The organism is Microbacterium sp. UBA3486, from assembly GCF_002377845.1.
Classification (GTDB): Bacteria; Actinomycetota; Actinomycetes; order Actinomycetales; family Microbacteriaceae; genus Microbacterium; species Microbacterium maritypicum_A.
The window spans coordinates 177,986-198,477 of the sequence record NZ_DFQP01000039.1 but is presented as its reverse complement, the minus strand read 5'-3'; the positions used below and the strand labels follow the sequence as shown (position 1 = coordinate 198,477).

Sequence of the window (20,492 nt, the reverse complement as noted above, 5' to 3'; positions counted from 1 at the left end):
CCCCGATCGGCCTCGGCGCAGTCGCCGCGACGGCGGGGGCGACGGCGATGATGGACGTGTCCGACGGACTCGCCCTCGATGCGCGACGGATGGCCGCGGCTTCCGGCGTCACGATCGCGCTGGAACGAGCCCTTCTCGGGGACGATCCTGAGCGAGCGATCGCCGGAGGGGAGGATCACGCCCTGCTCGCCGCGTTCCCCGAGGGTGTGCTCCCGCCCGGGTTCCGCGTCATCGGCGCCGTTCGTGCTGCCGGACCGGAAGATCTGCTCTGCGATGACCTTCCGGTCGACCTCAGCGGGTGGGACCCCTATCGGGACTGGGACTCGGTCGCAGGCTGATCGACCAGCTCGTCGTCCTCGCCGGCAGCGGGCTCGGCCCACCAGATGGTGGTGTCGCCGTAGGTCTTCTCGCGGAACTGCTCCAGGTTCGCCGCGCCGAAGTCCGGGGGCGTGGAGCGGCGAGCCCGTTCCACGACGACGACGGCATCCGACGACAGGAGCGGTGCGAGGGCGACGAGATCGGCAGTCATGGCGACGTCGTCGAGGTCGTACGGCGGATCGGTGAAGACGAGGTCGAAGGGTCCCGTCGCGCGCTGCAGGAACGCATGCACCGTGCTCTCGTGCACACGACCGAGCGGGAGGCTGCCGGCCTTCGCGACCACGCCGGCGTTCCGTCGGACGATGGCGGCGGCCGGGCGCCCGCGCTCCACGAACTCGGCGCTCGCGGCTCCGCGGCTGAGGGACTCCAAGCCCAGGGCTCCCGATCCGGCGTAGAGATCGAGGACCCGCGCCCCGGCGATCGCGCTCAGTGATTCCAGCCCGCCGAACAACGACTCGCGCACCCGATCGCTCGTGGGCCGTGTGCCCGAGCCCGGCACCTCGAGTCGGGCGCCTCTGGCGCTGCCTGCGATGATCCTCGTCACCCGTTCACGATACGACAGGCGGGATGTCTGCCGTGTCCGTCGCGTTCCCTAGACTCGGAACATGTCGCTCACGCTCGATTCCTCGTTGGAGGATGCGCTCGGTGCGGCGTCTGCCAAGACGCTCGGTCGTGCCTTCGGCATGAAGAGCGTCGGTGACCTTCTCGCGCACTATCCTCGGCGCTACGCCGATCCGGGCGAGCTGACACCGATCCGCGACCTCCCGCTCGGCGAGACGGTGACGATCGTCGCGGAGGTGCTGTCATCGAGCTTCCGGCGTATGCGCAACCGCCCGGGCGCCATGGTCGACGTCGTCATCGGAGACGGCATCGGGCGGATGTCGCTCACGTTCTTCGCGAAGAACGTCGGCGCGGCCGAGTGGAGGTCCAAAGATCTCGCCGTCGGGCGACGCGGTGTGTTCTCCGGCAAGGTCGGCGAGTTCAACGGTGTGACGCAGTTCGCGCACCCCGAATACGAGCTGTTCGACGACGAGGACTCGGCCAGACGCAGTGCGGATGCGCGGGCCGCCGTCCCGATCCCGATCTACCCGGCTACCTCGGCGATCCAGACCTGGCAGATCGCTCGACTCATCGGACGCGTGCTGGATGATCTCTCCGACGCGCCCGACCCGTTGACGGCGGAGATCCGGGAACGAGAAGAGCTGCTCACCGCTCGCGAGGCACTGGAGCTGGTGCACCGTCCCCGTACTCGCAACGACATCGATCCCGCCGTGCGAACCCTGCGCATGCACGAGGCACTCACCTTGCAGACCGCGCTGCTCCAGCAGCGCGATGCGATCCGTGCCCTCTCCGCCACCTCACGGCCTGCGAGTGCCGGCGGACTGCTCGAACGCTTCGACGCGAGCCTCCCGTACACGCTCACGCCCGATCAGGAGACGGTGGGACACCAGATCGCCGAGGATCTCGTGGGTGCCTGGCCGATGAACCGGCTCGTCCAGGGAGAGGTCGGTTCGGGTAAGACCCTCGTGGCTCTCCGCGCGATGCTGCAGGTCGCCGAGAGCGGCGGGCAGGCGGCGCTGATCGCTCCGACAGAGGTGCTGGCGGGTCAGCACCTGCGTTCCATCGCGAAGATGCTGGGTCCCGATCTCGCGCCCCAGCTGATGCCGACGCTGTTGACCGGTCAGATGCCGGCGGCGGAGCGTCGCAAGGCTGCTCTGCGGGTTGCTTCCGGTCAGGCGCTGATCGTCGTCGGAACACACGCGCTGCTGGGGGAGAAGACCACGTTCGCCGACCTCGGCCTGGTCGTGGTCGACGAGCAGCACCGGTTCGGCGTCGAGCAGCGCGAGGCTCTACGGGCGAAGGGGTCGAGCCCGCATGCCCTCGTGCTGACCGCGACGCCGATTCCGCGGACGGTCGCGATGACGGTCTTCGGCGACCTCGACACCTCGGTCATCCGCACCATGCCGGCCGGCCGCGCGGGTATCGAGTCGTTCGTGGCGCCGCTCGCTGAGCACCCGGGGTGGTTCAACCGTGTCTGGGAGCGCGCTGCGGAGGAGATCGCTCAGGGACGACAGGTCTTCGCCGTCTGTGCAGCGATCGACACCACCAAGAAGACGACGGAGGCGGGGGAGCAGCCGTCGCTCGCTCCGGAAGGGGCCTCCGGGCCGCGATGGGGCGTCGTACAGCTCGACGAAGCCCTCGCCACCCATCCCACTCTGGGCGGATTGCGCCGCGCCGTTCTGCACGGTCGTATGCCGTCGGACGAGAAGGACGCGGTGATGCAGTCGTTCGCCCGGGGAGACATCGATCTGCTGCTCGCCACCACGGTGATCGAGGTCGGCGTCGACGTGCCGAATGCCTCGCTGATGGTGATCGAGCACGCCGAGCGCTTCGGTCTGTCGCAGCTGCACCAGCTGCGCGGACGCGTCGGCCGCTCGCACCACCAGGCCTATGCCTACTTGCTGGTCAACGACGTGCAGAACCTCACCAAGCAGGCGCAGCGCCGCCTGGACGCGATCCAGCAGATGGANNCGTCGACGTGCCCAACGCCTCCACGATGATCGTTCTCGATGCCGATCGTTTCGGCGTCTCGCAGCTGCACCAGCTTCGAGGGCGCGTCGGTCGAGGGGGTGTTCCCGGGCTCTGCCTGCTCGTCACCGAGGCTGAGGCCGGGTCGCTCGCCCGTGACCGCGTCGACGCGGTCGCCGCCACGCTGGACGGGTTCGCCCTGGCGGAGGTCGATCTGGAGCTGCGCGGGGAGGGCGATGTGCTCGGCGCCGCACAGGCGGGTGTGCGCTCTTCTCTGAAACTCCTCCGCGTCGTCAAGGATGCCGGCCTCATCACGCGTGCGCGCGAGGTGGCGGAGGGCATCCTCTCCGTCGATCCGGATCTGGCCGACCACCCGGGCCTGCGCGAGGCGATCGGACGACGTGTGAGCGACGAGGATCGAGCGGCGCTGGCGAAGAACTGAACCGGAACCGGCGTGCCCTAGGCTGGAAACATGAGCAGCCGGATCGCCGTCGTCCCGGGTTCCTTCGATCCGCCGACCCTGGGTCACCTCGATGTGATCCGGCGTGCGGCCGCCCTTTACGACGAACTGCATGTGCTCGTCGTGCACAACCCGGGCAAAGAGGCGATGCTGCCGATCGCGCAGCGGCTCTCCCTGCTGGAGAAGTCGATCGCGGATGACGGCATGCAGGGCAACATCGTGATCGGTTCGTGGAGCATGGGCCTCCTCGTCGACTACGCCCGCGATGTCAATGCCGGGGTGCTGGTGAAGGGTATCCGCTCGCAGATCGATGTCGCGTACGAGTCTCCGATGGCGATCGTCAACAGGCACCTCGCCGGTATCGAGACGGTGTTCCTTCTGCCCGACCCGTCGCACGCGATGGTGTCGAGTTCGCTCGTTCGCCAGGTGGCTTCCCTCGGCGGCGACGTGACCCCGTTCGTTCCCGCAGCGGTGGCAGATTTCCTCGACACCGGTTCCCGCGGTATCTGAGTCCCTTCCCTGAGCGCGCGGTCAGGGCGACCGCTCGCGTCGGCCGGTAGCATGGAACGGTGCGCTCTCGAATGAACGGCCCTTTTGTCCTCCCCGTCCGCGACATCGTCCGGCGCCCGGGAGAGATGCGCGAACACGAGTTCACCGTCGCTCTCTCCGAAGCCTGGGGTGAGGGGATCGTGTCCTACGAGGCGGGATCCGAACTCGATCTCGACGTCCGGCTGGAGTCCGTCCACGAGGGCATCCTCGTGTCGGGAACCGCTGACGCCGAGTACGTCGGTGTGTGCGGAAGATGCCTCATCGACATCACTCGGCCCGTCGAAGTCGAGTTCCAGGAGCTTTTCGCGTATCCTGGTGAGGAAGAAACTGACTTCGAGGTTCAAGACGACCACGTGGATCTTGAAACTCTCGTCAGGGATGCGGCCGTACTGGCACTTCCTTTTCAGCCGGTGTGTCAGCCGGATTGCCCGGGTCTCGACCCGAAAACGGGTGAACGACTGACCGTGAGCACCGGAACGGAGCAGGCCGCTCCCATCGATCCTCGGTGGAGTGCGCTCCAGAACATCACAGACCAAGACGGCACGGAAGAATCTCGTGCCGCCGAGAAAGAAGAGAGCTAGTCATGGCTGGTAACCCCCCGAAGCGCAAGGTATCCCGTTCGAACACCCGCTCGCGCCGCGCGCAGTGGAAGGCGGCGCCCGTCGCGCTCGTCAAGACGATCGAGAACGGCCAGGTCGTCTACAGCCGTCCCCACCAGGCGAAGGTCGTCACCGACTCGCAGGGCACGGAGCTCTTCCTGGAGTACAAGGGCCGCAAGGTCGCTGACGTCTGAGTCGCGTACCGTGACGGAGGTCCCCGGGGGGACGAGGCCTCTCCCAGATAAGCTCCGCGTCGATATCGACGCGGAGCTTCTGGAGTTGGCCCTGACCCACCGCTCCTACGCGTACGAACACGGCGGCATCCCGCACAACGAGCGACTGGAGTTCCTCGGAGACTCCGTCCTCGGGCAGGCGGTGACCGTCATGCTCTTCACCACGCACCCCGACCTCGATGAGGGCGAGCTGGCGAAGCGGCGTGCGAGCGTCGTGTCGACGGTCGCTCTCGCCGAGGTCGCTCGAGGGATCGACCTCGGCAGTCATCTGCTGCTCGGTCGCGGCGAAGAGCAGACGGGTGGCCGAGACAAGGACTCGATCCTCGCCGACACGATGGAAGCCGTTATCGGAGCCACCTACCTTTCCGCAGGTCCCGAGGCCGCCACGGAACTCGTGTTGCGTCTGACGAAACCGCTGCTGGCCGACCCGGAACGCTACGGCGCGGCGATGGACCCGAAGACCAGCCTGCAGGAACTCGCGGCCCGCGTCGGTGCGACGCCTCCGCAGTACTCGGTGGAGGCGAGCGGCCCGGATCACGACCGTCGTTTCGTGGCGACCGTCATCGTCGGCGACGTGAGCATGACCGGTGCCGGCAGCAGCAAGAAGACAGCCGAGATGGCCGCGGCTCTCAGTGCCTGGCGCACCCTCAGCGAGCGTGCCTGAGCTTCCCGAGGTCGAGGTGGTCCGGGCGGGCCTCGCCCCGGCCGCGGTCGGATCTCTGATCACCGCGGTGAGCGTGTTCGACGAGCGAGCGCTCACGCGGCACGTCGCCGGCGCCGCCGATTTCGTCGCTCGTCTCGAGGGGCGGACCTTCACCGCAGCCTCTCGCCGGGGGAAGTTCCTCTGGCTTCCGCTGAACGATGAGGATTCCGCGCTCATTGCGCACCTCGGGATGAGCGGACAGGTGCTGTTGCGCGCACCGGACGCCGGTGCCGAGCGGCATGAGCGGGTGCGCATCGGCATCGAGCATCCCGTCCACGGCGAACTCGCGATCGTTTTCGCCGACCAGCGCACCTTCGGGTCGCTCGCGGTCGATGCCCTGGTGGATGACGACGGTTCGTCGATTCCGACGCAGGTCGCGCACATCGCCCGCGATCCGCTGGATCCGGCTTTCGACGATCGTGCGTTGCGCGCCGCGCTGGCACGGCGGGGGAGCGCGATCAAGCGCGTGCTCCTCGACCAGGGCGTCGTGAGCGGGATCGGCAACATCTATGCCGATGAGTCGCTGTGGGCGGCGCGCATCCACCCAGAGACACCGTCCGACCGACTCTCCACACAGGCGGTGCGCCGACTGCTGAACGAGGTGCGGCTCGTACTGGCAAAGGCGCTCGCGGAGGGCGGCACCAGCTTCGATGCGCAGTACGTGAATGTGAACGGCCAGGCCGGGTACTTCGCGCACTCGCTCAATGCCTACGGACAGCAGGGAAAGCCCTGCCCGCGATGTGGCACGCCGATCATCCGGGAGAGCTTCATGAATCGCGGTTCGCACTTCTGCCCGCGGTGCCAGCGGCTGCCGAAGTAGGTCGCGTGCTCGGGCCGGGAGCCTGAACGCTGTGTGCGTCAGGCTCCCGGCCCGTCAGTCGCCGCAGGTGCGGAGTGGCGGTCACGCCGTCTGGAAGGAGCGCTGGAGCAGCGGGCGGGTGGCCCATGTGGTCGCCCACACCACACCGATCCCGACGGTGACCACGAGCGCGATGGTCATCAGAGAGACCGGAGCCGTGATCAGCGCGATACCGACCAGCGGGAACACCAGGAGCGCTGCCACCAGTGCCGACCCGATCGCCGTCACCAGCAGAGGCGACATGATCGCGCGTCGTCGTGCCCGGTCCACGGTGTCGAGCGGCATTCCGAGGTGGTGCAGGCTGCGGTGCAGTTCGCTCTGGTCGAGAACGTCCGAGGCCTGATTGACGCCGACGGACGCCGCGACCATCAGGAAGGAGCCGATGAGCGTGATGATGAGTCCCGTGCGGATGTCGTCGGCGAGCGCGATGTCGGCAGCGGCGGCGTCGGAATCGCTCATCATGCTCATCAGCGCCACTCCGGTGCCGGCGAAGACGGCCATGAAGCTCGCCATGGCGATTCCACCCACCTGGCGCCAGGCTGCCTTGGGCGAGTCCAGCACGATGCGTGCGGCCAGCAGCCGCTCGGGTCGCTCGGCGCGACGCAGCTGACGCGATGCCGCGACCTTGAGCACCCACGGTCCCACGAGATTCAACACACCGAGTGCGGCACCGAACAGTCCCGCGAGGACGACGATGGTCATCACGACTCCGCCCACCGAGGGGAACACCTTGATGAGTGCGAACGCGATGGCGATCGCTCCGGCTGCCAGTACTGCTCGAATCCAGTGCACCTTCGGCACATCGGTGCGCGTACGGACGCCCAGCGGCGAGATGACGACACGACGAAGGCCGATGACGGCGCTGGTGGCTGCGAGCGCGAGCACGGCGACCACGACGATGACGGTCTGCATCGGAGGCAGGACCACGGCCGCGAACCCGAGCGGCTCCCCGCGGAACGGGATGAGCCCGATGAGCGGACTGATGGCGACATGCGCGATGACGCCGGCGAGGGCGCCGACCGCCGCGACGAGGACGGACTCCGTGACCGTCGCGATCGTCACCCCGCCAGGTGACACACCGAGCAGACGGAGGGTGGAGAGCCGTTCATCGCGTCGACGCGCGGAGAGACGAGCCGCTGCCCCGCCGAGGGACATCAGCGGCACGACCAGGAGAACGAGAGCGATCGCTGCAAGCGCCTGGTACAAGGGTGCGAACTCATCGGTCCATCCCCAGAAGGACTGTGCGCCCCCGATGACCGTGAGCACCAATGTGGTCACGACCCCGAACGCGACGACGGGCAATGCGAGGACGCTGCCCTGTCCGGGCGCCGGACGCAGGAGGAGCGTCAGCACGTTGCGATTCATGCGGCCACCGCCGAGGAGATGATGCGTCCGTCGCGCACGGCGATCGTACGGGAGCAGCGGGCGGCCACCTCCGGGTCGTGTGTGACCACGACGAGTGTCCGCCCCTGCCCGGTCGTCGACCACAGCAGGGCGTCCATCACCTCGGAGGAGGTGGTCGAATCGAGCGCACCGGTCGGTTCGTCGGCGAAGACGAGCTCTGCGCCGGTGGCCTGTGCGCGGGCGATCGCGACGCGTTGCGCCTGACCGCCGGAGAGCTCGCCGATGCGGCGTTCCTCCATACCGGCGAGTCCGAGGGCCGCGAGCCAGGATGCTGCGTGCTGTACGGCATCCTGACGACGGACGCCGTTGATCATGGATGCGAGAGCCACGTTCTCGACGGCGGTCAGCTCGGGAATGAGAAGCCCCTGCTGGAAGACGAAGCCGAACCTCTCGCGACGCAGACGCGACCGTGTGGACTCGCCGAGTGCGGTGACCTCGATCGGGGCGCCCTCGGCGGGGCGGAACAGTACGCTGCCGGAATCGGGGGCGGTGATCCCGGCCAGCACGTGGAGGAGCGTGGTCTTCCCCGATCCGGAGGCGCCCATGATCGCGACGGCCTCGCCACGATGGATCGCGAGGTCGATGCCGGCGAGAGCGCGGGTCGTCCCGAAGTTCTTGATGAGGGCGTGGGCTTCGATCACGGGGATGTTCATGGTTCCAGCCTCGCCGAGCGATCCTGCGCCGTCGTCGCCCCGGCGGATGACCGCGCGGGCCCGACGTCATCCCGAAGAATGAGATCGGGTCCGCGCGTACCTCAGATCTTCTTCTGCCACGCGCCCGCGTACGATACGGGCACGAAGCCGATCGCCTCGTTGATGCTCAGCATCGGTCGGTTCTCCTCGGCGTTGAAGGTGGAGACGACGGTCGAGAGAGGCATGAGCTCGCGCCATCGGAGCAGGTTCGCGCACTTCACGATCGTGCCGAGGCGGTGCCCTCGGTGCTCCTTGCTGACCAACGTTCCGAACTGATGGGTGACACCGGTGCGATCCGCGGCGATGAGCAACTCGTTGTAGGCGACGAGCTGGCCGCTCGGCACATGTTGCACGGCGGCCACGGACACCGTCTGACCCGCACCGAGAAGTCGCGCTTCGCGGCGGATGACGCGGTCGGCGTCCCAGTGTTCCTCGGCGAAGTCCATGTCGCCGCTCGGGGCATCCGTGGACAGACGTGCGAGCACGGCGGCGAAGCCGTCCCGCCACTCCGGAGGCGTCGGCATGTTCCACTCGACGATGCGGTAGTCCGGCCCGGCGAACGCGCTCGCGTCCGCCAGAGCATCGCGGAGCGGGCCGACGTCGCTGTGCAGGTCATACTCACTGTTGCGCTCGACCTGTTCCAGCGAGTAACCGTGGTCCTCGGCGAGCTCGGAGAGCGGGGTGGCGGGGATGCGTCCCCATCCCGTTCGAGGCACGAGCATCCGGTCGGCTTCCACGGGACGGTGGAGACTCCAGATCTGCAGGACGGTTCGCCCGTGAGCGCGTGCTTCTTCTTCGGCGCGGTCGAGCAGAGCGGCCTCGACGCCGAGCCCCCAGTGCGCTTGCGGAACCAACAGGTCGATCTCGGCCGCATGGGCTTCGGCCTCCTGGGCGAGTGTGACCGTCACCATGCCGACGATCTCGTCATCGATCCGTGCCACGAACCCACGGTCGAGCGCGTCGCTGTCGTCCTGCCAGTTCGGCAGCATCTGCGCGGCGTCCGGGGCGAGATCGGGGAGTCCCACCTGCTCGTCGCACACGAGTCGGTTGAGGTCTCCGTACGCGCGGAACTCCGCGGCGTCGTCGGCATCCAGGGATACCGGCACGATCAGCGGTGTGATGGTCGGTTCGGTGGTCTTCATGTCAGTTTCTTTCGTGCAGGTGCTCAGGGTGATGATCGAGGCCGGGTGTCTACGGGATTCGACGTTCGCGCCGCGAGGAGACGGAACCTCTGTGCGCGCCCGCCCGCGGACTACACGGGCGGGCGCACTCAGAGGGGGACGGTGATGCGGAGGGCGACCGCTGAATCGCGGCGTCAACGCATTCCGCGCTGCATGTCATACGTCAGCAGTGCGTACGATTCCGCTGCCGAACGATGACGCTGCTCACCGAGCAGGAACATGTCTGCCGGATCGATGCGCAGGCCGCGACGCGGACGTCGGGGGCGCTGCGCCCTCTGGAAGAGCCAGAGGCCGATCCGGAGGGAGAGACGATCGGCGAGCGACAAGCGGCGCAGTTCGTCGGGGCGGGGGATCTGGAGGACCTCGCGGTCCTCGGTATCGGGCGGGTGGATGTCGCTGCGATGCAACGTGGTGTTCACGATGGTTCCTTCGAAAGGGATGGTGGTGATGGATGCGGAAGCACCGCACGCCGACAGCGGAGCGGTCGGGAACGATGCGGAGGAAGCGTGGGTCGGCGGATGCCACGGAGCGTGGACGCCATACGCGGAGACGAAGTCGTGATCTGCGGTGCAGATCAGCAGACGGGGCGCGGAAGAGCCGGCCGGAGAGGGCCCACTACGGGCCCGAGATCTCGGGGTGCGGTTCTACGAGAGAGCGCTGATGCGGACGCCGGCGGTTACCGAGAACGCAAAGCGCGGCGCAAAATGCGCGGGCGCGGCGAGGCCAGTGGCCTGTGCGTTGAGCTGAGTCGTAATCATCGGTAACCTCCTTTCGTGTGGCGATCCGGAGGACACGGTAGCGAATCCGCGCGGCGGACGTCAAGCACCTGCGGTTCTCCTCGGCGTGTCGCGCGGTTCCCGAGTTCTCCCACCGTCCGCGCGGGATGAGGCTCCAGGCCCGGAATTCCGGTAGCGTAGCCGCGTGATTCTCCCCGGACGAGCGGTGCCCCCATGCATCTGAAGAGCCTGACGCTCAAAGGGTTCAAGTCGTTCGCGCAGCCGACCAGCTTCGTGTTCGAACCCGGCGTCACCTGCATCGTCGGACCGAACGGCTCGGGCAAGTCGAACGTCGTGGACGCGCTGGCCTGGGTGATGGGTGAGCAGGGTGCGAAGACACTGCGCGGCGGCAAGATGGAAGACGTCATCTTCGCGGGAACCTCGACGCGCGGGCCGCTGGGTCGTGCTGAGGTGCAGCTCACGATCGACAATGCCGACGGTGCCCTGCCGATCGAGTACGCGGAAGTGACGATCAGCCGCACGCTGTTCCGCAACGGCTCCAGCGAGTACGCGATCAACGGCGAGGGATGCCGACTCCTCGACGTGCAGGAGCTGCTGAGCGATTCCGGACTGGGCCGGGAGATGCACGTCATCGTCGGTCAGGGTCGCCTCGACACGGTTCTGCAGGCGTCGCCCGAGGATCGTCGAGGGTTCATCGAGGAAGCCGCGGGAATCCTCAAGCACCGCCGCCGCAAGGAGAAGACCCTCCGCAAACTCGACGCGATGGAGACCAACCTCACTCGGTTGAGCGATCTCGCCGGAGAGATCCGCCGGCAGCTCAAGCCGTTGGGACGCCAGGCCGAGATCGCCCGCGAGGCGCAGACGATCGCTGCCGTCGTGCGCGACGCGAAAGCCCGTATCTTCGCCGACGACGTGGTCGCACTGCGCGCCGCACTCGCGGACCACACACGCACCGAGCAGGAGCGTCACACCGAGCGTCTGGTGCTCTCGGATCAAGCCGAGACGGTGCGGGCGAACATCGCGCGGCTCGAGCAGGATCAGAACTCGGTCGCGGTCGATCAGGCACGCAGCGTGGCGTTCGGCCTCGAGCAGGTTCAGGAGCGGATGCGCGGGCTCTACACCCTGGCGAATCAGCGTCTCGCTCTCCTCGGCACCGACGATGACGACGCCGCGGTCACTGCCGTCACCGTGACGCAGGCCACGATCGACGAGGCGAAGGACGAGATCGACGCGATCTCCGCCGGGCTCGGAGATGCTCAGGACGCCGCGGCGGCTGCCAGCCGAGAGGTGGTGCACGCCCGAGCGGAACTCGACGCGCTCGACGTCGACATCGCCGAGCAGAGCGCCCTGGTCTCCGAGTACGACATGCGCCTCTCCACCTTGCGCGGGACCGCAGATGCCGCAGCCTCAGCCCTCGCCGCAGTGCGTGGCGCCGTTCTCCGCCAGGAGAACGCGCTCGAGGCGGCCAACGCACGCAGGCGCGAAGCCGCCGAGGAACTCGACGCGATCGACGACGCGGAAGCTCCTGAGGGCACGGCCGTCGAACATGCCGCTGCGTACGACAGTGCGCAACGTGCAGCGACCGCCGCGGAATCGGAGCGTGAGACGCTGCGTGAACGTCTGCACTCGGCAGAGCGCGAGGTCGATGCGCTCACGGCCAAGGCTTCGGCGCTGAGCAGTGCTCTGGCGTTGTCCGGTGGGGCGGCGGAGATCGTCGAAGCGGGCGGAAAGGGTGTGCGGGGACTCGTCGGCGACGCTGTGCAGGTCCGAACGGGTTTCGAGGCGGCCATCGCCGCGGTCCTCGGTCCGCTCGCGGAGGGCGTGTTGATCGACTCCGTGGACGACGCCTTCGCGTCGGCGAAGGAAGCGGCGGAGCAACGCAGGGGAGTGGTGGACTTCGTCATCGCGAATGCGGTCCGTGGCGACGTCGCGACTCCGACGATCGCCGGAGTCACGCCCGCCGTCGATGCCGTGACAGCGCCCGACGGCATCCTCGGCGTGCTCTCGCATGTCCTGATCGCGGACGACCTGGATTCGGCGCGATCGGCGCGGACAGCGCTCGATGTCGCGGGTGACACGGCGACGACGATCGTCACGGTGGCCGGTGACGTCCTCACCGCGCAGACCCTGCGCACCGGTTCCGGCGGAGAGCGATCCCGTCTGGAACTCGCCGCCGAGCGGGATGCCGCTGCCGAACGTCTCGCGGAGATCCAGATCGTGGTCGACTCGCTTCGTGAGGCCCGCCGCGACGCCGAGGAGGCTGTCGAGACGACCAGGCGTCACGCGAAGGACGCCCTGCGCGCACTCCGTGAACACGATGCTGCTCTCGCCACGCACGCCGAGCAGCTCAACCGGGTCACGGTGCGCCATGAGTCCGCCGTCGCCGAGTGTGAACGCCTCGAGACCGGGTTGGCACAGGCGCAATCCGCCGTCGCCGAGGCCGAGGCGAAGTCCGAAGCAGCGAGGACGGCGCTGGACGATGCCATCGCGACGCCGAGGCCGGTACTCGACGCTTCCGCGCGCGACAGCCTGCTCGAGGCGCTCGAGGTCGCTCGCGAGGGCGAGGTGCGGGCGCGGCTCGAGATCGAGACGCTGCGTGAGCGTGTGCGTGCAGCGCAGTCCAGGGTGGTGTCTCTGGAGCGCCAGCGTGAGCATGAACGCGATGCCGCGGCCGAGGCGGCACGGCGAGCAGTCATCCGTCGCGCGCAGCGCGAGGCGGCCTCAGGGGTGGTCGAGGAACTGCCGCGCATCCTCGACTCGCTGGATCGATCGGTGACGGAGGCACGTCTCGCCCTGGGCGAGGCCGAGACCGCGCGCTCGGCGCAGAATCAGGAACTGGTCGGCCTGCGCGCGCAGGAGAGTTCCCTGCGAGAGCGCCTCGCCGGGCTCACCGAGAGCGTGCACGGACTCGAGCTGCAGATCCACGAGAAGAAGCTGCATCTGAACAGCCTGCTCGAGCGCGTCTCCTCCGAGCTCGCTCTCGATGAAGATATTCTCATTGCGGAATATGGCCCTGATCAGCTTGTTCCACGGGATCCCGGTGCTGAACCCGCCGAAGGGGGGCACGACGACACGGCGATACCCTTCGACCGCCGGATTCAACAGCGACGACTCGCGGAGGCGGAACGCAAGCTCGCACAGCTCGGCCGTGTCAACCCGCTGGCGCTCGAGGAGTTCGCCGCGCTGGAGCAGCGGCACGCCTTCCTCACCGAGCAGCTGGCAGACCTGACCCAGACGCGCCAGGACCTCCTGACGATCATCACCGATCTCGATGACCGAATGCAGACGATCTTCGCGAGTGCTTTCGAAGACACCAAGGAGGCATTCGGTCAGGTTTTCCCTCTGCTGTTCCCCGGTGGAACCGGCAGCATCTCCCTGACGGATCCCGACAACATGCTGACGACAGGCATCGAAGTGTCCGTCCGCCCTGTAGGGAAGAAGATCGAGCGTCTGTCACTGCTCTCGGGCGGCGAACGATCCCTGGCGGCCGTGGCGCTGCTCGTCGCGATCTTCAAGGCGCGCCCGAGTCCGTTCTACATCCTGGACGAGGTCGAGGCGGCGCTCGACGATGCGAACCTGGGGCGATTGCTGACGGTGTTCGAACAACTGAGGGAGAGTTCCCAGCTGCTGGTGATCACGCACCAGAAGCGCACGATGGAGATCGCCGATGCCCTCTACGGCGTCTCGATGCGGCAGGACGGCGTATCCGCTGTCGTGGGTCAGCGTGTCGGCGACCGGGCAGCGGCCGTATAGGGGCGCGCACGGGCTTGCGCGCGGAGCATCCACCCGCGCAACCCGTAGGCTGGAGTGATGGCGGAGAAGTCCTGGTCTCTTGGTCGCGCACTGCGCGGCATGTTCGTCAAGCCCACCATCGATGAGACGACCTGGGAGGACCTGGAGACCGCTCTCCTGACGGCCGACTTCGGCCCGGACATCAGCGAGCGCGTCGTGGATGAGCTGCGTGCGAAGGTCGACCGGTACCGCACCACCGACCCCAAGGATCTCCAGCGGATGCTGCGGGAGACGTTGGAGGAGCACTTCGCGAAGTTCGACACGACGCTGAAGCTCACCGAGCGTCCAGCCGTCGTCCTCGTCGTGGGCGTCAACGGCGTCGGGAAGACGACGACCATCGGCAAGTTCACGAAGTTCCTCCGTGGCTATCAGCGCAGTGTCGTGGTCGGCGCGGCCGACACCTTCCGCGCGGCCGCCGTCGACCAGCTCGCCACCTGGGCGCAGCGCGGTGGAGCCGCCATCGTGCGGCCTCAGCAGGAAGGTCAGGATCCGGCATCCGTCGCGTTCCAGACGGTCGAGTATGCCAAGCGCGAAGGCATCGAGATCGCGATCATCGACACGGCCGGGCGTCTGCACACCAAGGGCGGCCTCATGGACGAGCTCTCGAAGGTCCGGCGCGTGATCGAGAAGCAGGCGCCGATCAGCGAGGTGCTGCTCGTGCTGGACGCCACCACGGGCCAGAACGGTGTCATGCAGGCCGAGGCCTTCCTCGAGCACGCCGGCGTCACGGGACTCGTCCTCACCAAGCTCGACGGGTCGGCCAAGGGCGGGTTCGTGCTGGCGGTACAGGAGCGCACCGGTATCCCGGTGAAGCTGCTCGGACAGGGCGAGGGGATCGACGACCTGACCGGTTTCACCCCCCATGTGTTCGTCCAGTCGTTGGTCGGTTGATGACGGGACTACCGCAGTGAGCACGAGGCTGGTTTCATAGCGTTATGGCGATCGAACACGACTACTTCGGACTCCTGTCCTCAGGCCCGGACGGCTCGATCTTCTGGTCGGAGACAGTGGAGCTCGGCGACCAGAGTGTCACCGTCGATCTGACCGCGCCGGATCAGGACGACGTTTCCGCGGATGCGCTCGACATCGCCGCCTCGCTCATCGCAGGCCTCGAGAGCGTCGACGACACGGCCCGGCGTGGCATGCTCGCCGAAGTCGATGACCGCACGAGCGAGGTGACCGAGTACATCCTCCAGCAGCAGGAGACGTACGGCGACGATCTGCCGGATGTCCTCGTCGATGTCTCGGGCGACGCCGCCGTCGACATCATCCGATCGCTCCGGTTGATGAGCATGACGATCCTCGCCGATGAGCACGGAGGCTCCGAACCGTTCGCGGTGCTCGAGTATGCGCTCGACGACAGCTCGACGGACGACGTGCTGCTCGTGAATCTCGGCTCGGACGGCAGCGTTCAGTCCGTCATGAGCGCGGACTGATCCGCTGCCCGGACGGGGTCCGGGCAGCGTCCAGGTCAGACGGCCTGCGCGAATCCGAGGCCTGCGCTCTCGGCGATATGCGCGAGGTGTGCGGGGATCTCGCGTCCCTTCGACGTCATGGACTGCGCCCAGAGTCGACCGGCGCGATACGACGACCGCACGAGGGGACCCGCCAGAACACCGAGGAACCCGATGCGCTCGGCCTCCTCCTTGAACTCGACGAACTCGGCCGGCTTCACCCAGCGTGAGACCGGGTGGTGGCGTGGTGTCGGCCGCAGGTACTGCGTGATCGTGATGATGTCGCATCCGGCGTCGTGCAGATCTTTGAGCGCCTGCACCACCTCTTCGGGTTCCTCACCCATCCCGAGGATGAGGTTGGACTTCGTGATCAGTCCGGCGTCCCGGGCCTGGGTCAGGACGTCGAGCGAGCGCTCATAGCGGAACGCCGGCCGGATGCGCTTGAAGATGCGGGGCACCGTCTCGACATTGTGCGCGAACACCTCAGGGCGCGCGTCGAAGATCTGCCCCAGGAACGCCGGATCGGCGTTGTGCTCGTTGGCGAGCAGCTCCACACCGGTGTTCGGGTTCAGCTCATGGATCTTGCGCACCGTCTCGGCGTTGAGCCAGGCGCCGGTGTCCGGGAGGTCGTCGCGGGCCACGCTCGTGACGGTGGCATACCGGAGGTTCATCCGGACGACGCTCTCCGCAACCCGGCGTGGCTCGTCGGTGTCGTAGTCGGCGGGCTTGCCCGTGTCGATCTGGCAGAAGTCGCAGCGGCGGGTGCACTGGGAGCCACCGATGAGGAAGGTCGCCTCTCGGTCTTCCCAGCACTCGTAGATGTTCGGGCAGCCCGCTTCCTGGCAGACCGTGTGCAGGTCCTCGCTCTTCACGAGCGAATGCAGCGCTGTGTACTCCGGGCCCATCTTCGCCTTCGTCTTGATCCACTCCGGCTTGCGCTCGATCGGTGTCTCGGCGTTGCGGATCTCGAGGCGGAGGAGCTTGCGACCCTCGGGGGCGGCGGTCATGCGAGGGCTCCTGTCAGTTCGGTGGTCGCGTACTCGGCGAGGAAGGCGCGGGTGACGGCGTCGACGAGGTCGAGGGGCGGGACGGCGGACCCCACGACCTCGCTCACCGTAGTGACGCCGGCATCGGTGATGCCGCACGGGATGATGCCGCGGAAGCCGGCCAGCGAGTTGTCGCAGTTGATGGCGAAGCCGTGCATCGTGACCCCCTGCTGCACGCGCACTCCGATCGCCGCCACCTTGTCCTCCGAGAGTGGCCGGCGTACCCAGACCCCGCTGCGGCCCTCGACCTGATAGCCGTCGACGCCGAAGGGGCGCAGCACGTCGATCAGGAGACGCTCCAGACGGCGCACGTGCGCGACGACATCGATCGGCTCGGGGAGTCGCACGATCGGATAGCCCACGAGCTGCCCCGGCCCGTGCCAGGTGATCTTCCCGCCCCTATCGACGTCGATCACGGGGGTGCCGTCCTGTGGCCGCTCCTGGGGCTCCGTGCGCTTGCCCGCGGTGTAGACGGCCTCGTGCTCGAGGAGGATCAGCGTGTCGGGACGGGTGCCGTCGACGACATCGGCGTGGACGCGACGCTGAAGCTCCCACCCGTCGATGTACGGCACGAACGTCGGAGCGAACCCGGGCGTGAGGATCTCGAGCATCACAGAACCGCCTTCATTGCGTAAATGGACTGAGGACAACAATACCCCTCGGCGAGCGGGGCGGCGCTCTCGACCCGCCCCCGCGATAACGTGAGGACATGAGTTCCACTGGCAGAGCCGGGCGGCCCAAGGCGTCGTCGCGGGAGACCCTCGCAGAAGCCGCGTGCGAGCTCTTCCTGGAGCGCGGATACGACGCGACATCTGTGGCGGACATCACGCAGCGCGCGGGCGTCAGCCGGTCCAGCTTCTTCAACTACTTCGCGTCCAAGAGCGACGTGCTGTGGTCGGGCGTCGACGAACGGATCGGAAAGGCCATCGCCTCGCTGGAACAGCTCGGCAGGGCGGCGACGGGCGACGCGGTTCACGACATACTGCTGTCGATCGTGCACGATTTCGCACCGGACCCCCTTGCCTTGGCGCTGCGCAATGCCGCAGCGATGGGGGTGGAGGGCGAGCTCATCCGTGACACCGGTCTCCGCCTCGCCCGTCTGTCCGCGGCGGTGTCACGCGCGGCGTCCGCCTCGGGAGTCGACGTCATCCGTGCCGACATCCTCGGGGCGGCACACGCGGCCGCCGTGCTCTCCTCGCTGCGCGTGTGGGCGGAACAGGGAGCCGGACGGGGGACGCCGGAGACGGTCCTGCGGGAAGCCCTGGGAACGATCCATGACCTTCCCTGGTCCTGACTCCCGCGCGGGGCTGAGCGACCGGCCTCGGCTCGCGTAGAATCAGAGCACCATGGCTACATTTGGCACGCTCTCCGATCGGCTCACCGAGACCTTCCGCAATCTGCGCACGAAGGGAAAGCTGACCGCGGCCGACGTCGACGGCACCGTCCGCGAGATCCGACGCGCCCTGCTCGATGCCGACGTCGCGCTCGTCGTCGTCAAGGAGTTCACCGCGAAGGTCCGCGAACGCGCACTCGGCGATGAGGTCAACAAGGCGCTGAACCCGGCGCAGCAGGTCGTCCAGATCGTCAATGAAGAGCTCGTGCAGATCCTCGGCGGAGAGCAGCGCCGTCTGCAGTTCGCGAAGACGGCACCGACGGTGATCATGCTCGCCGGTCTGCAGGGCTCCGGTAAGACCACCTTCGCCGGCAAGCTCGCGAAGCAGCTCGAGGGCGAAGGGCACACGCCTCTGCTCGTCGCCGCCGACCTCCAGCGTCCGAACGCGGTCAACCAGCTTCAGGTCGTCGCGGAGCAGGCCGGTGCGTCGATCTACGCCCCCGAGCCCGGCAACGGCGTCGGAGATCCCGTGAAGGTCTCTCGAGACGGCGTCGACTACGCACGTCGTCAGCAGCACGATGTCGTGATCATCGACACCGCCGGCCGCCTCGGCGTGGACGCCGAGCTCATGAAGCAGGCGGCAGACATCCGCAAGGCGGTCAACCCCGATGAGGTCCTGTTCGTCATCGACGCGATGATCGGTCAGGACGCCGTGAACACCGCCAAGGCGTTCCAGGATGGCGTCGACTTCACCGGAGTCGTGCTCTCCAAGCTCGACGGCGACGCCCGCGGTGGCGCCGCGCTCTCGGTGGCCTCCGTGACCGGCCGTCCGATCATCTTCGCCTCGACCGGTGAGCGACTCGAGGACCTCGAGCCCTTCCACCCCGACCGCATGGCGAGCCGCATCCTCGACCTCGGCGACATCCTCACCCTCATCGAGCAGGCCCAGCAGGCCTTCGATGAGGAAGAGGCCATGAAGATGGCCGAGAAGCTCGCGACCGAGGCCTTCACCCTCGAGGACTTCCTCGACCAGCTTCAGCAGATGAAGAAGATGGGCTCGATGAAGAAGATGCTCGGGATGCTCCCGGGCATGGGCCAGATGAAGCAGCAGCTCGACGACTTCGATGAGCGGGAGATCGACCGCACGGAGGCCATCATCCGCTCGATGACGCCGGGGGAGCGCCGCAACCCCAAGGTCCTGAACGGATCGCGCCGTCTGCGCATCGCCAAGGGTTCCGGTATGACCGTCACCGACGTGAACCAGCTCGTGCAGCGCTTCGAGCAGGCCGCGAAGATGATGAAGACGGTGGCGCGCGGCGGCACCCCGAACATCCCCGGTATGGGGCCGGTGCCCGGGATGGGGCGTCCCGGCGCGTCTTCCAAGCGCGGCAAGAAGGGCAAGTCCTCCGGTGGATCGCGTTCAGGCAACCCGGCCAAGCGCGCGGCCGAGAACGCGGGGATCGCATCGTCCGCGACGCCGACCGGCTCCGGATTCGGCTTGGGTGGCGGGGCGGCTCAGGCTCCGAGCGAAGCCGACCTCGCCGAGATCCAGAAGCTCTTCGGCAAGGGCTGACTCCGCTCAGCGCGGCGCCGTGAGAGCATCCGCGGCCGTTGCATGCAGGGTGGGCGCGGCAGTGCGCCGATTGGGCCGCGAGGCCAGCTGCCCCAGCACGAGTGCGCCCAGAGTCAGGACGAGCCCGATGGCCTGGAGGGGGTTGAATCGCTCCCCGGCGACCACGACGCCGAGCGTCGTTGCGACGATGGGGGAGAGCAGCGCGAGGAGCCCCGGCGCGATGACCGGGAGCTGCTGGACGCCGCGGAACCAGAGCGTGTAGGCGACGATCCCGCCCGCCGTCCCGAGCCACAGATATCCGAACACGGCGCTCCCGTCGATGGTCTGCGGCACGCCCTCGACGATCAGTGTCGACGGCAGCAGCAGAAGCCCTCCGGCGCTGAGCTGCCACCCGGCGTAGGCGACGGGCCCGACGTCTACCGGCCGGCCCCATCGTTTCGTCAGGATCATTCCCGCTCCCGTCGCGGTGACGCCTCCGACAGCGGCGAGGATCCCCCAGAGATCCAGCTCGGCGGCGGGGCCCAGGACCACCAGGGCCACTCCGCCTGCGCCGACGACGGCAGCGGCGGCGGCGAGCGGCCGGATTCGTTCCTGAAGCACGAGCGCTCCAAGGACGAGGACGATAAGCGGCTGCGCGCCCGCGACGGCGGCTGCGACGCCGCCGGGGAGCCGCTCCGCGGCCAGAAACAGCAGCGGGAAGAAGGCGCCGATGTTGAGCGCTCCCAGGATGAACGACTTCCCCCACCACCCGCCGCGGGGGAGGCGTCTGCTGATGAGGACTGCCAGGAGCCCCGCGGGGAGGGAACGGAGGAGCCCGGCAAACAGCGGGTGCCCGGCCGGGAGCAGTTCTGTCGTGACGAGGTAGGTCGTGCCCCATGCGGCGGGGGCGAGGGCGGTCAGTAGCACCAGAGGCAGGCGGTTCATGCTTCCAGCCTGCGAGGGAAGAAGGAATGAGTCCAACGCATGGTTG

The 20,492-nt window shown here is 67.8% G+C and carries 19 protein-coding genes and 2 pseudogenes; 13 read left to right on the top strand and 8 right to left on the bottom strand.

Features of this window, described 5'->3' with window-relative positions:
* Positions 1-338 (top strand): annotated as a pseudogene (locus B2869_RS05780) (thiamine-phosphate kinase); the annotation flags it as partial.
* Here the strand turns inward: B2869_RS05780 and rsmD are convergent.
* A complete protein-coding gene (gene rsmD / locus B2869_RS05775; RefSeq protein ID WP_292763650.1) occupies positions 308-922 on the bottom strand; it encodes a 16S rRNA (guanine(966)-N(2))-methyltransferase RsmD in 615 nt (204 codons plus the stop codon). The pseudogene B2869_RS05780 and the gene rsmD overlap by 31 nt on opposite strands.
* Before the next feature lie 61 nt (positions 923-983).
* Here rsmD and B2869_RS05770 point away from each other — a divergent pair, with 61 nt between their 5' ends.
* From B2869_RS05770 to mutM, 7 genes and pseudogenes are all read left to right on the top strand, one after another.
* The gene (locus B2869_RS05770) at positions 984-2,939 is read left to right on the top strand and encodes an ATP-dependent DNA helicase RecG (RefSeq protein ID WP_292763647.1); all 1,956 of its coding nucleotides are present in this window, start codon (positions 984-986) and stop codon (positions 2,937-2,939) included.
* Positions 2,912-3,349: pseudogene (locus B2869_RS05765) on the top strand (ATP-dependent DNA helicase RecG); the annotation flags it as partial. The gene B2869_RS05770 and the pseudogene B2869_RS05765, both read left to right, overlap by 28 nt.
* A gap of 30 nt (positions 3,350-3,379) precedes the next feature.
* Positions 3,380-3,877, top strand: coding sequence for a pantetheine-phosphate adenylyltransferase (gene coaD / locus B2869_RS05760; RefSeq protein ID WP_029259089.1), 498 nt, complete (start codon positions 3,380-3,382; stop codon positions 3,875-3,877).
* A 71-nt stretch (positions 3,878-3,948) separates the two neighbouring features.
* On the top strand, positions 3,949-4,497 hold the full coding sequence (locus B2869_RS05755; protein WP_021200437.1) for a YceD family protein: 549 nt from the start codon (positions 3,949-3,951) through the stop codon (positions 4,495-4,497).
* 2 nt (positions 4,498-4,499) lie between these two features.
* Positions 4,500-4,709: a 50S ribosomal protein L32 gene (rpmF, locus tag B2869_RS05750; protein WP_017830754.1), complete on the top strand. Its 210-nt coding sequence runs from the start codon at positions 4,500-4,502 to the stop codon at positions 4,707-4,709.
* Between the two features lie 10 nt (positions 4,710-4,719).
* Positions 4,720-5,412 carry a ribonuclease III gene (gene rnc, locus B2869_RS05745; protein WP_029265467.1) on the top strand — a complete coding sequence of 231 codons (693 nt, stop codon included), beginning with the start codon at positions 4,720-4,722 and terminating at the stop codon, positions 5,410-5,412.
* Positions 5,405-6,271 carry a bifunctional DNA-formamidopyrimidine glycosylase/DNA-(apurinic or apyrimidinic site) lyase gene (mutM, locus tag B2869_RS05740; RefSeq protein WP_292763629.1) on the top strand — a complete coding sequence of 289 codons (867 nt, stop codon included), beginning with the start codon at positions 5,405-5,407 and terminating at the stop codon, positions 6,269-6,271. Before rnc ends, mutM begins: the two co-directional genes overlap by 8 nt.
* An 81-nt stretch (positions 6,272-6,352) precedes the next feature.
* On the opposite strand, the gene B2869_RS05735 is transcribed toward mutM, so the two are convergent.
* The 4 genes from B2869_RS05735 to B2869_RS05720 form a co-directional block, all read right to left on the bottom strand.
* The gene (locus B2869_RS05735) at positions 6,353-7,675 is read right to left on the bottom strand and encodes an FtsX-like permease family protein (protein WP_292763627.1); all 1,323 of its coding nucleotides are present in this window, start codon (positions 7,673-7,675) and stop codon (positions 6,353-6,355) included.
* A complete protein-coding gene (locus tag B2869_RS05730) occupies positions 7,672-8,367 on the bottom strand; it encodes an ABC transporter ATP-binding protein (protein ID WP_292763625.1) in 696 nt (231 codons plus the stop codon). The genes B2869_RS05735 and B2869_RS05730 overlap by 4 nt, the downstream gene beginning before the upstream one ends.
* A gap of 101 nt (positions 8,368-8,468) precedes the next feature.
* Positions 8,469-9,548 carry a GNAT family N-acetyltransferase gene (locus B2869_RS05725; protein ID WP_292763623.1) on the bottom strand — a complete coding sequence of 360 codons (1,080 nt, stop codon included), beginning with the start codon at positions 9,546-9,548 and terminating at the stop codon, positions 8,469-8,471.
* 173 nt (positions 9,549-9,721) lie between these two features.
* Positions 9,722-10,006, bottom strand: a complete 285-nt coding sequence (locus B2869_RS05720; protein ID WP_021200443.1) for a hypothetical protein — start codon at positions 10,004-10,006, stop codon at positions 9,722-9,724.
* A gap of 531 nt (positions 10,007-10,537) precedes the next feature.
* On the opposite strand from B2869_RS05720, the gene smc reads away from it, so the two are divergent.
* Genes smc through B2869_RS05705 form a run of 3 tightly spaced genes read left to right on the top strand, consistent with a single transcriptional unit; the run spans position 10,538 to position 15,552 of the window.
* A complete protein-coding gene (gene smc / locus B2869_RS05715; RefSeq protein ID WP_292763621.1) occupies positions 10,538-14,077 on the top strand; it encodes a chromosome segregation protein SMC in 3,540 nt (1,179 codons plus the stop codon).
* A gap of 57 nt (positions 14,078-14,134) precedes the next feature.
* Positions 14,135-15,007: a signal recognition particle-docking protein FtsY gene (gene ftsY / locus B2869_RS05710; protein ID WP_029259096.1), complete on the top strand. Its 873-nt coding sequence runs from the start codon at positions 14,135-14,137 to the stop codon at positions 15,005-15,007.
* 44 nt (positions 15,008-15,051) lie between these two features.
* Positions 15,052-15,552 carry a DUF2004 domain-containing protein gene (locus tag B2869_RS05705; RefSeq protein WP_017830742.1) on the top strand — a complete coding sequence of 167 codons (501 nt, stop codon included), beginning with the start codon at positions 15,052-15,054 and terminating at the stop codon, positions 15,550-15,552.
* A 35-nt stretch (positions 15,553-15,587) separates the two neighbouring features.
* Here B2869_RS05705 and lipA read toward each other — a convergent pair whose 3' ends face one another.
* Together lipA and lipB are read right to left on the bottom strand one after the other, a co-directional pair.
* Complete coding sequence (gene lipA / locus B2869_RS05700; RefSeq protein WP_292763615.1) at positions 15,588-16,577, bottom strand: lipoyl synthase; 990 nt, start codon at positions 16,575-16,577, stop codon at positions 15,588-15,590.
* Positions 16,574-17,227, bottom strand: coding sequence for a lipoyl(octanoyl) transferase LipB (gene lipB, locus B2869_RS05695; protein WP_029265459.1), 654 nt, complete (start codon positions 17,225-17,227; stop codon positions 16,574-16,576). The genes lipA and lipB overlap by 4 nt, the downstream gene beginning before the upstream one ends.
* A 98-nt stretch (positions 17,228-17,325) precedes the next feature.
* On the opposite strand from lipB, the gene B2869_RS05690 reads away from it, so the two are divergent.
* The gene (locus tag B2869_RS05690) at positions 17,326-17,910 is read left to right on the top strand and encodes a TetR/AcrR family transcriptional regulator (RefSeq protein WP_292763613.1); all 585 of its coding nucleotides are present in this window, start codon (positions 17,326-17,328) and stop codon (positions 17,908-17,910) included.
* 52 nt (positions 17,911-17,962) lie between these two features.
* The gene (ffh, locus tag B2869_RS05685) at positions 17,963-19,522 is read left to right on the top strand and encodes a signal recognition particle protein (RefSeq protein ID WP_021200451.1); all 1,560 of its coding nucleotides are present in this window, start codon (positions 17,963-17,965) and stop codon (positions 19,520-19,522) included.
* A 6-nt stretch (positions 19,523-19,528) separates the two neighbouring features.
* Here ffh and B2869_RS05680 read toward each other — a convergent pair whose 3' ends face one another.
* Positions 19,529-20,446, bottom strand: a complete 918-nt coding sequence (locus B2869_RS05680; RefSeq protein WP_292763611.1) for an EamA family transporter — start codon at positions 20,444-20,446, stop codon at positions 19,529-19,531.
* Between the last annotated feature and the right edge of the window lie 46 nt (positions 20,447-20,492).

Coding starts and splice junctions, on each gene's coding strand:
- coaD (WP_029259089.1), top strand. CDS start 3,380: ATGAGCAGCCGGATCGCCGTCGTCCCGGGTTCCTTCGATCCGCCGACC.
- B2869_RS05755 (WP_021200437.1), top strand. CDS start 3,949: ATGAACGGCCCTTTTGTCCTCCCCGTCCGCGACATCGTCCGGCGCCCG.
- rpmF (WP_017830754.1), top strand. CDS start 4,500: ATGGCTGGTAACCCCCCGAAGCGCAAGGTATCCCGTTCGAACACCCGC.
- B2869_RS05735 (WP_292763627.1), bottom strand. CDS start 7,675: ATGAATCGCAACGTGCTGACGCTCCTCCTGCGTCCGGCGCCCGGACAG.
- B2869_RS05730 (WP_292763625.1), bottom strand. CDS start 8,367: ATGAACATCCCCGTGATCGAAGCCCACGCCCTCATCAAGAACTTCGGG.
- B2869_RS05725 (WP_292763623.1), bottom strand. CDS start 9,548: ATGAAGACCACCGAACCGACCATCACACCGCTGATCGTGCCGGTATCC.
- smc (WP_292763621.1), top strand. CDS start 10,538: ATGCATCTGAAGAGCCTGACGCTCAAAGGGTTCAAGTCGTTCGCGCAG.
- ftsY (WP_029259096.1), top strand. CDS start 14,135: ATGGCGGAGAAGTCCTGGTCTCTTGGTCGCGCACTGCGCGGCATGTTC.
- B2869_RS05705 (WP_017830742.1), top strand. CDS start 15,052: ATGGCGATCGAACACGACTACTTCGGACTCCTGTCCTCAGGCCCGGAC.
- lipA (WP_292763615.1), bottom strand. CDS start 16,577: ATGACCGCCGCCCCCGAGGGTCGCAAGCTCCTCCGCCTCGAGATCCGC.
- lipB (WP_029265459.1), bottom strand. CDS start 17,227: ATGCTCGAGATCCTCACGCCCGGGTTCGCTCCGACGTTCGTGCCGTAC.
- B2869_RS05690 (WP_292763613.1), top strand. CDS start 17,326: ATGAGTTCCACTGGCAGAGCCGGGCGGCCCAAGGCGTCGTCGCGGGAG.
- ffh (WP_021200451.1), top strand. CDS start 17,963: ATGGCTACATTTGGCACGCTCTCCGATCGGCTCACCGAGACCTTCCGC.
- B2869_RS05680 (WP_292763611.1), bottom strand. CDS start 20,446: ATGAACCGCCTGCCTCTGGTGCTACTGACCGCCCTCGCCCCCGCCGCA.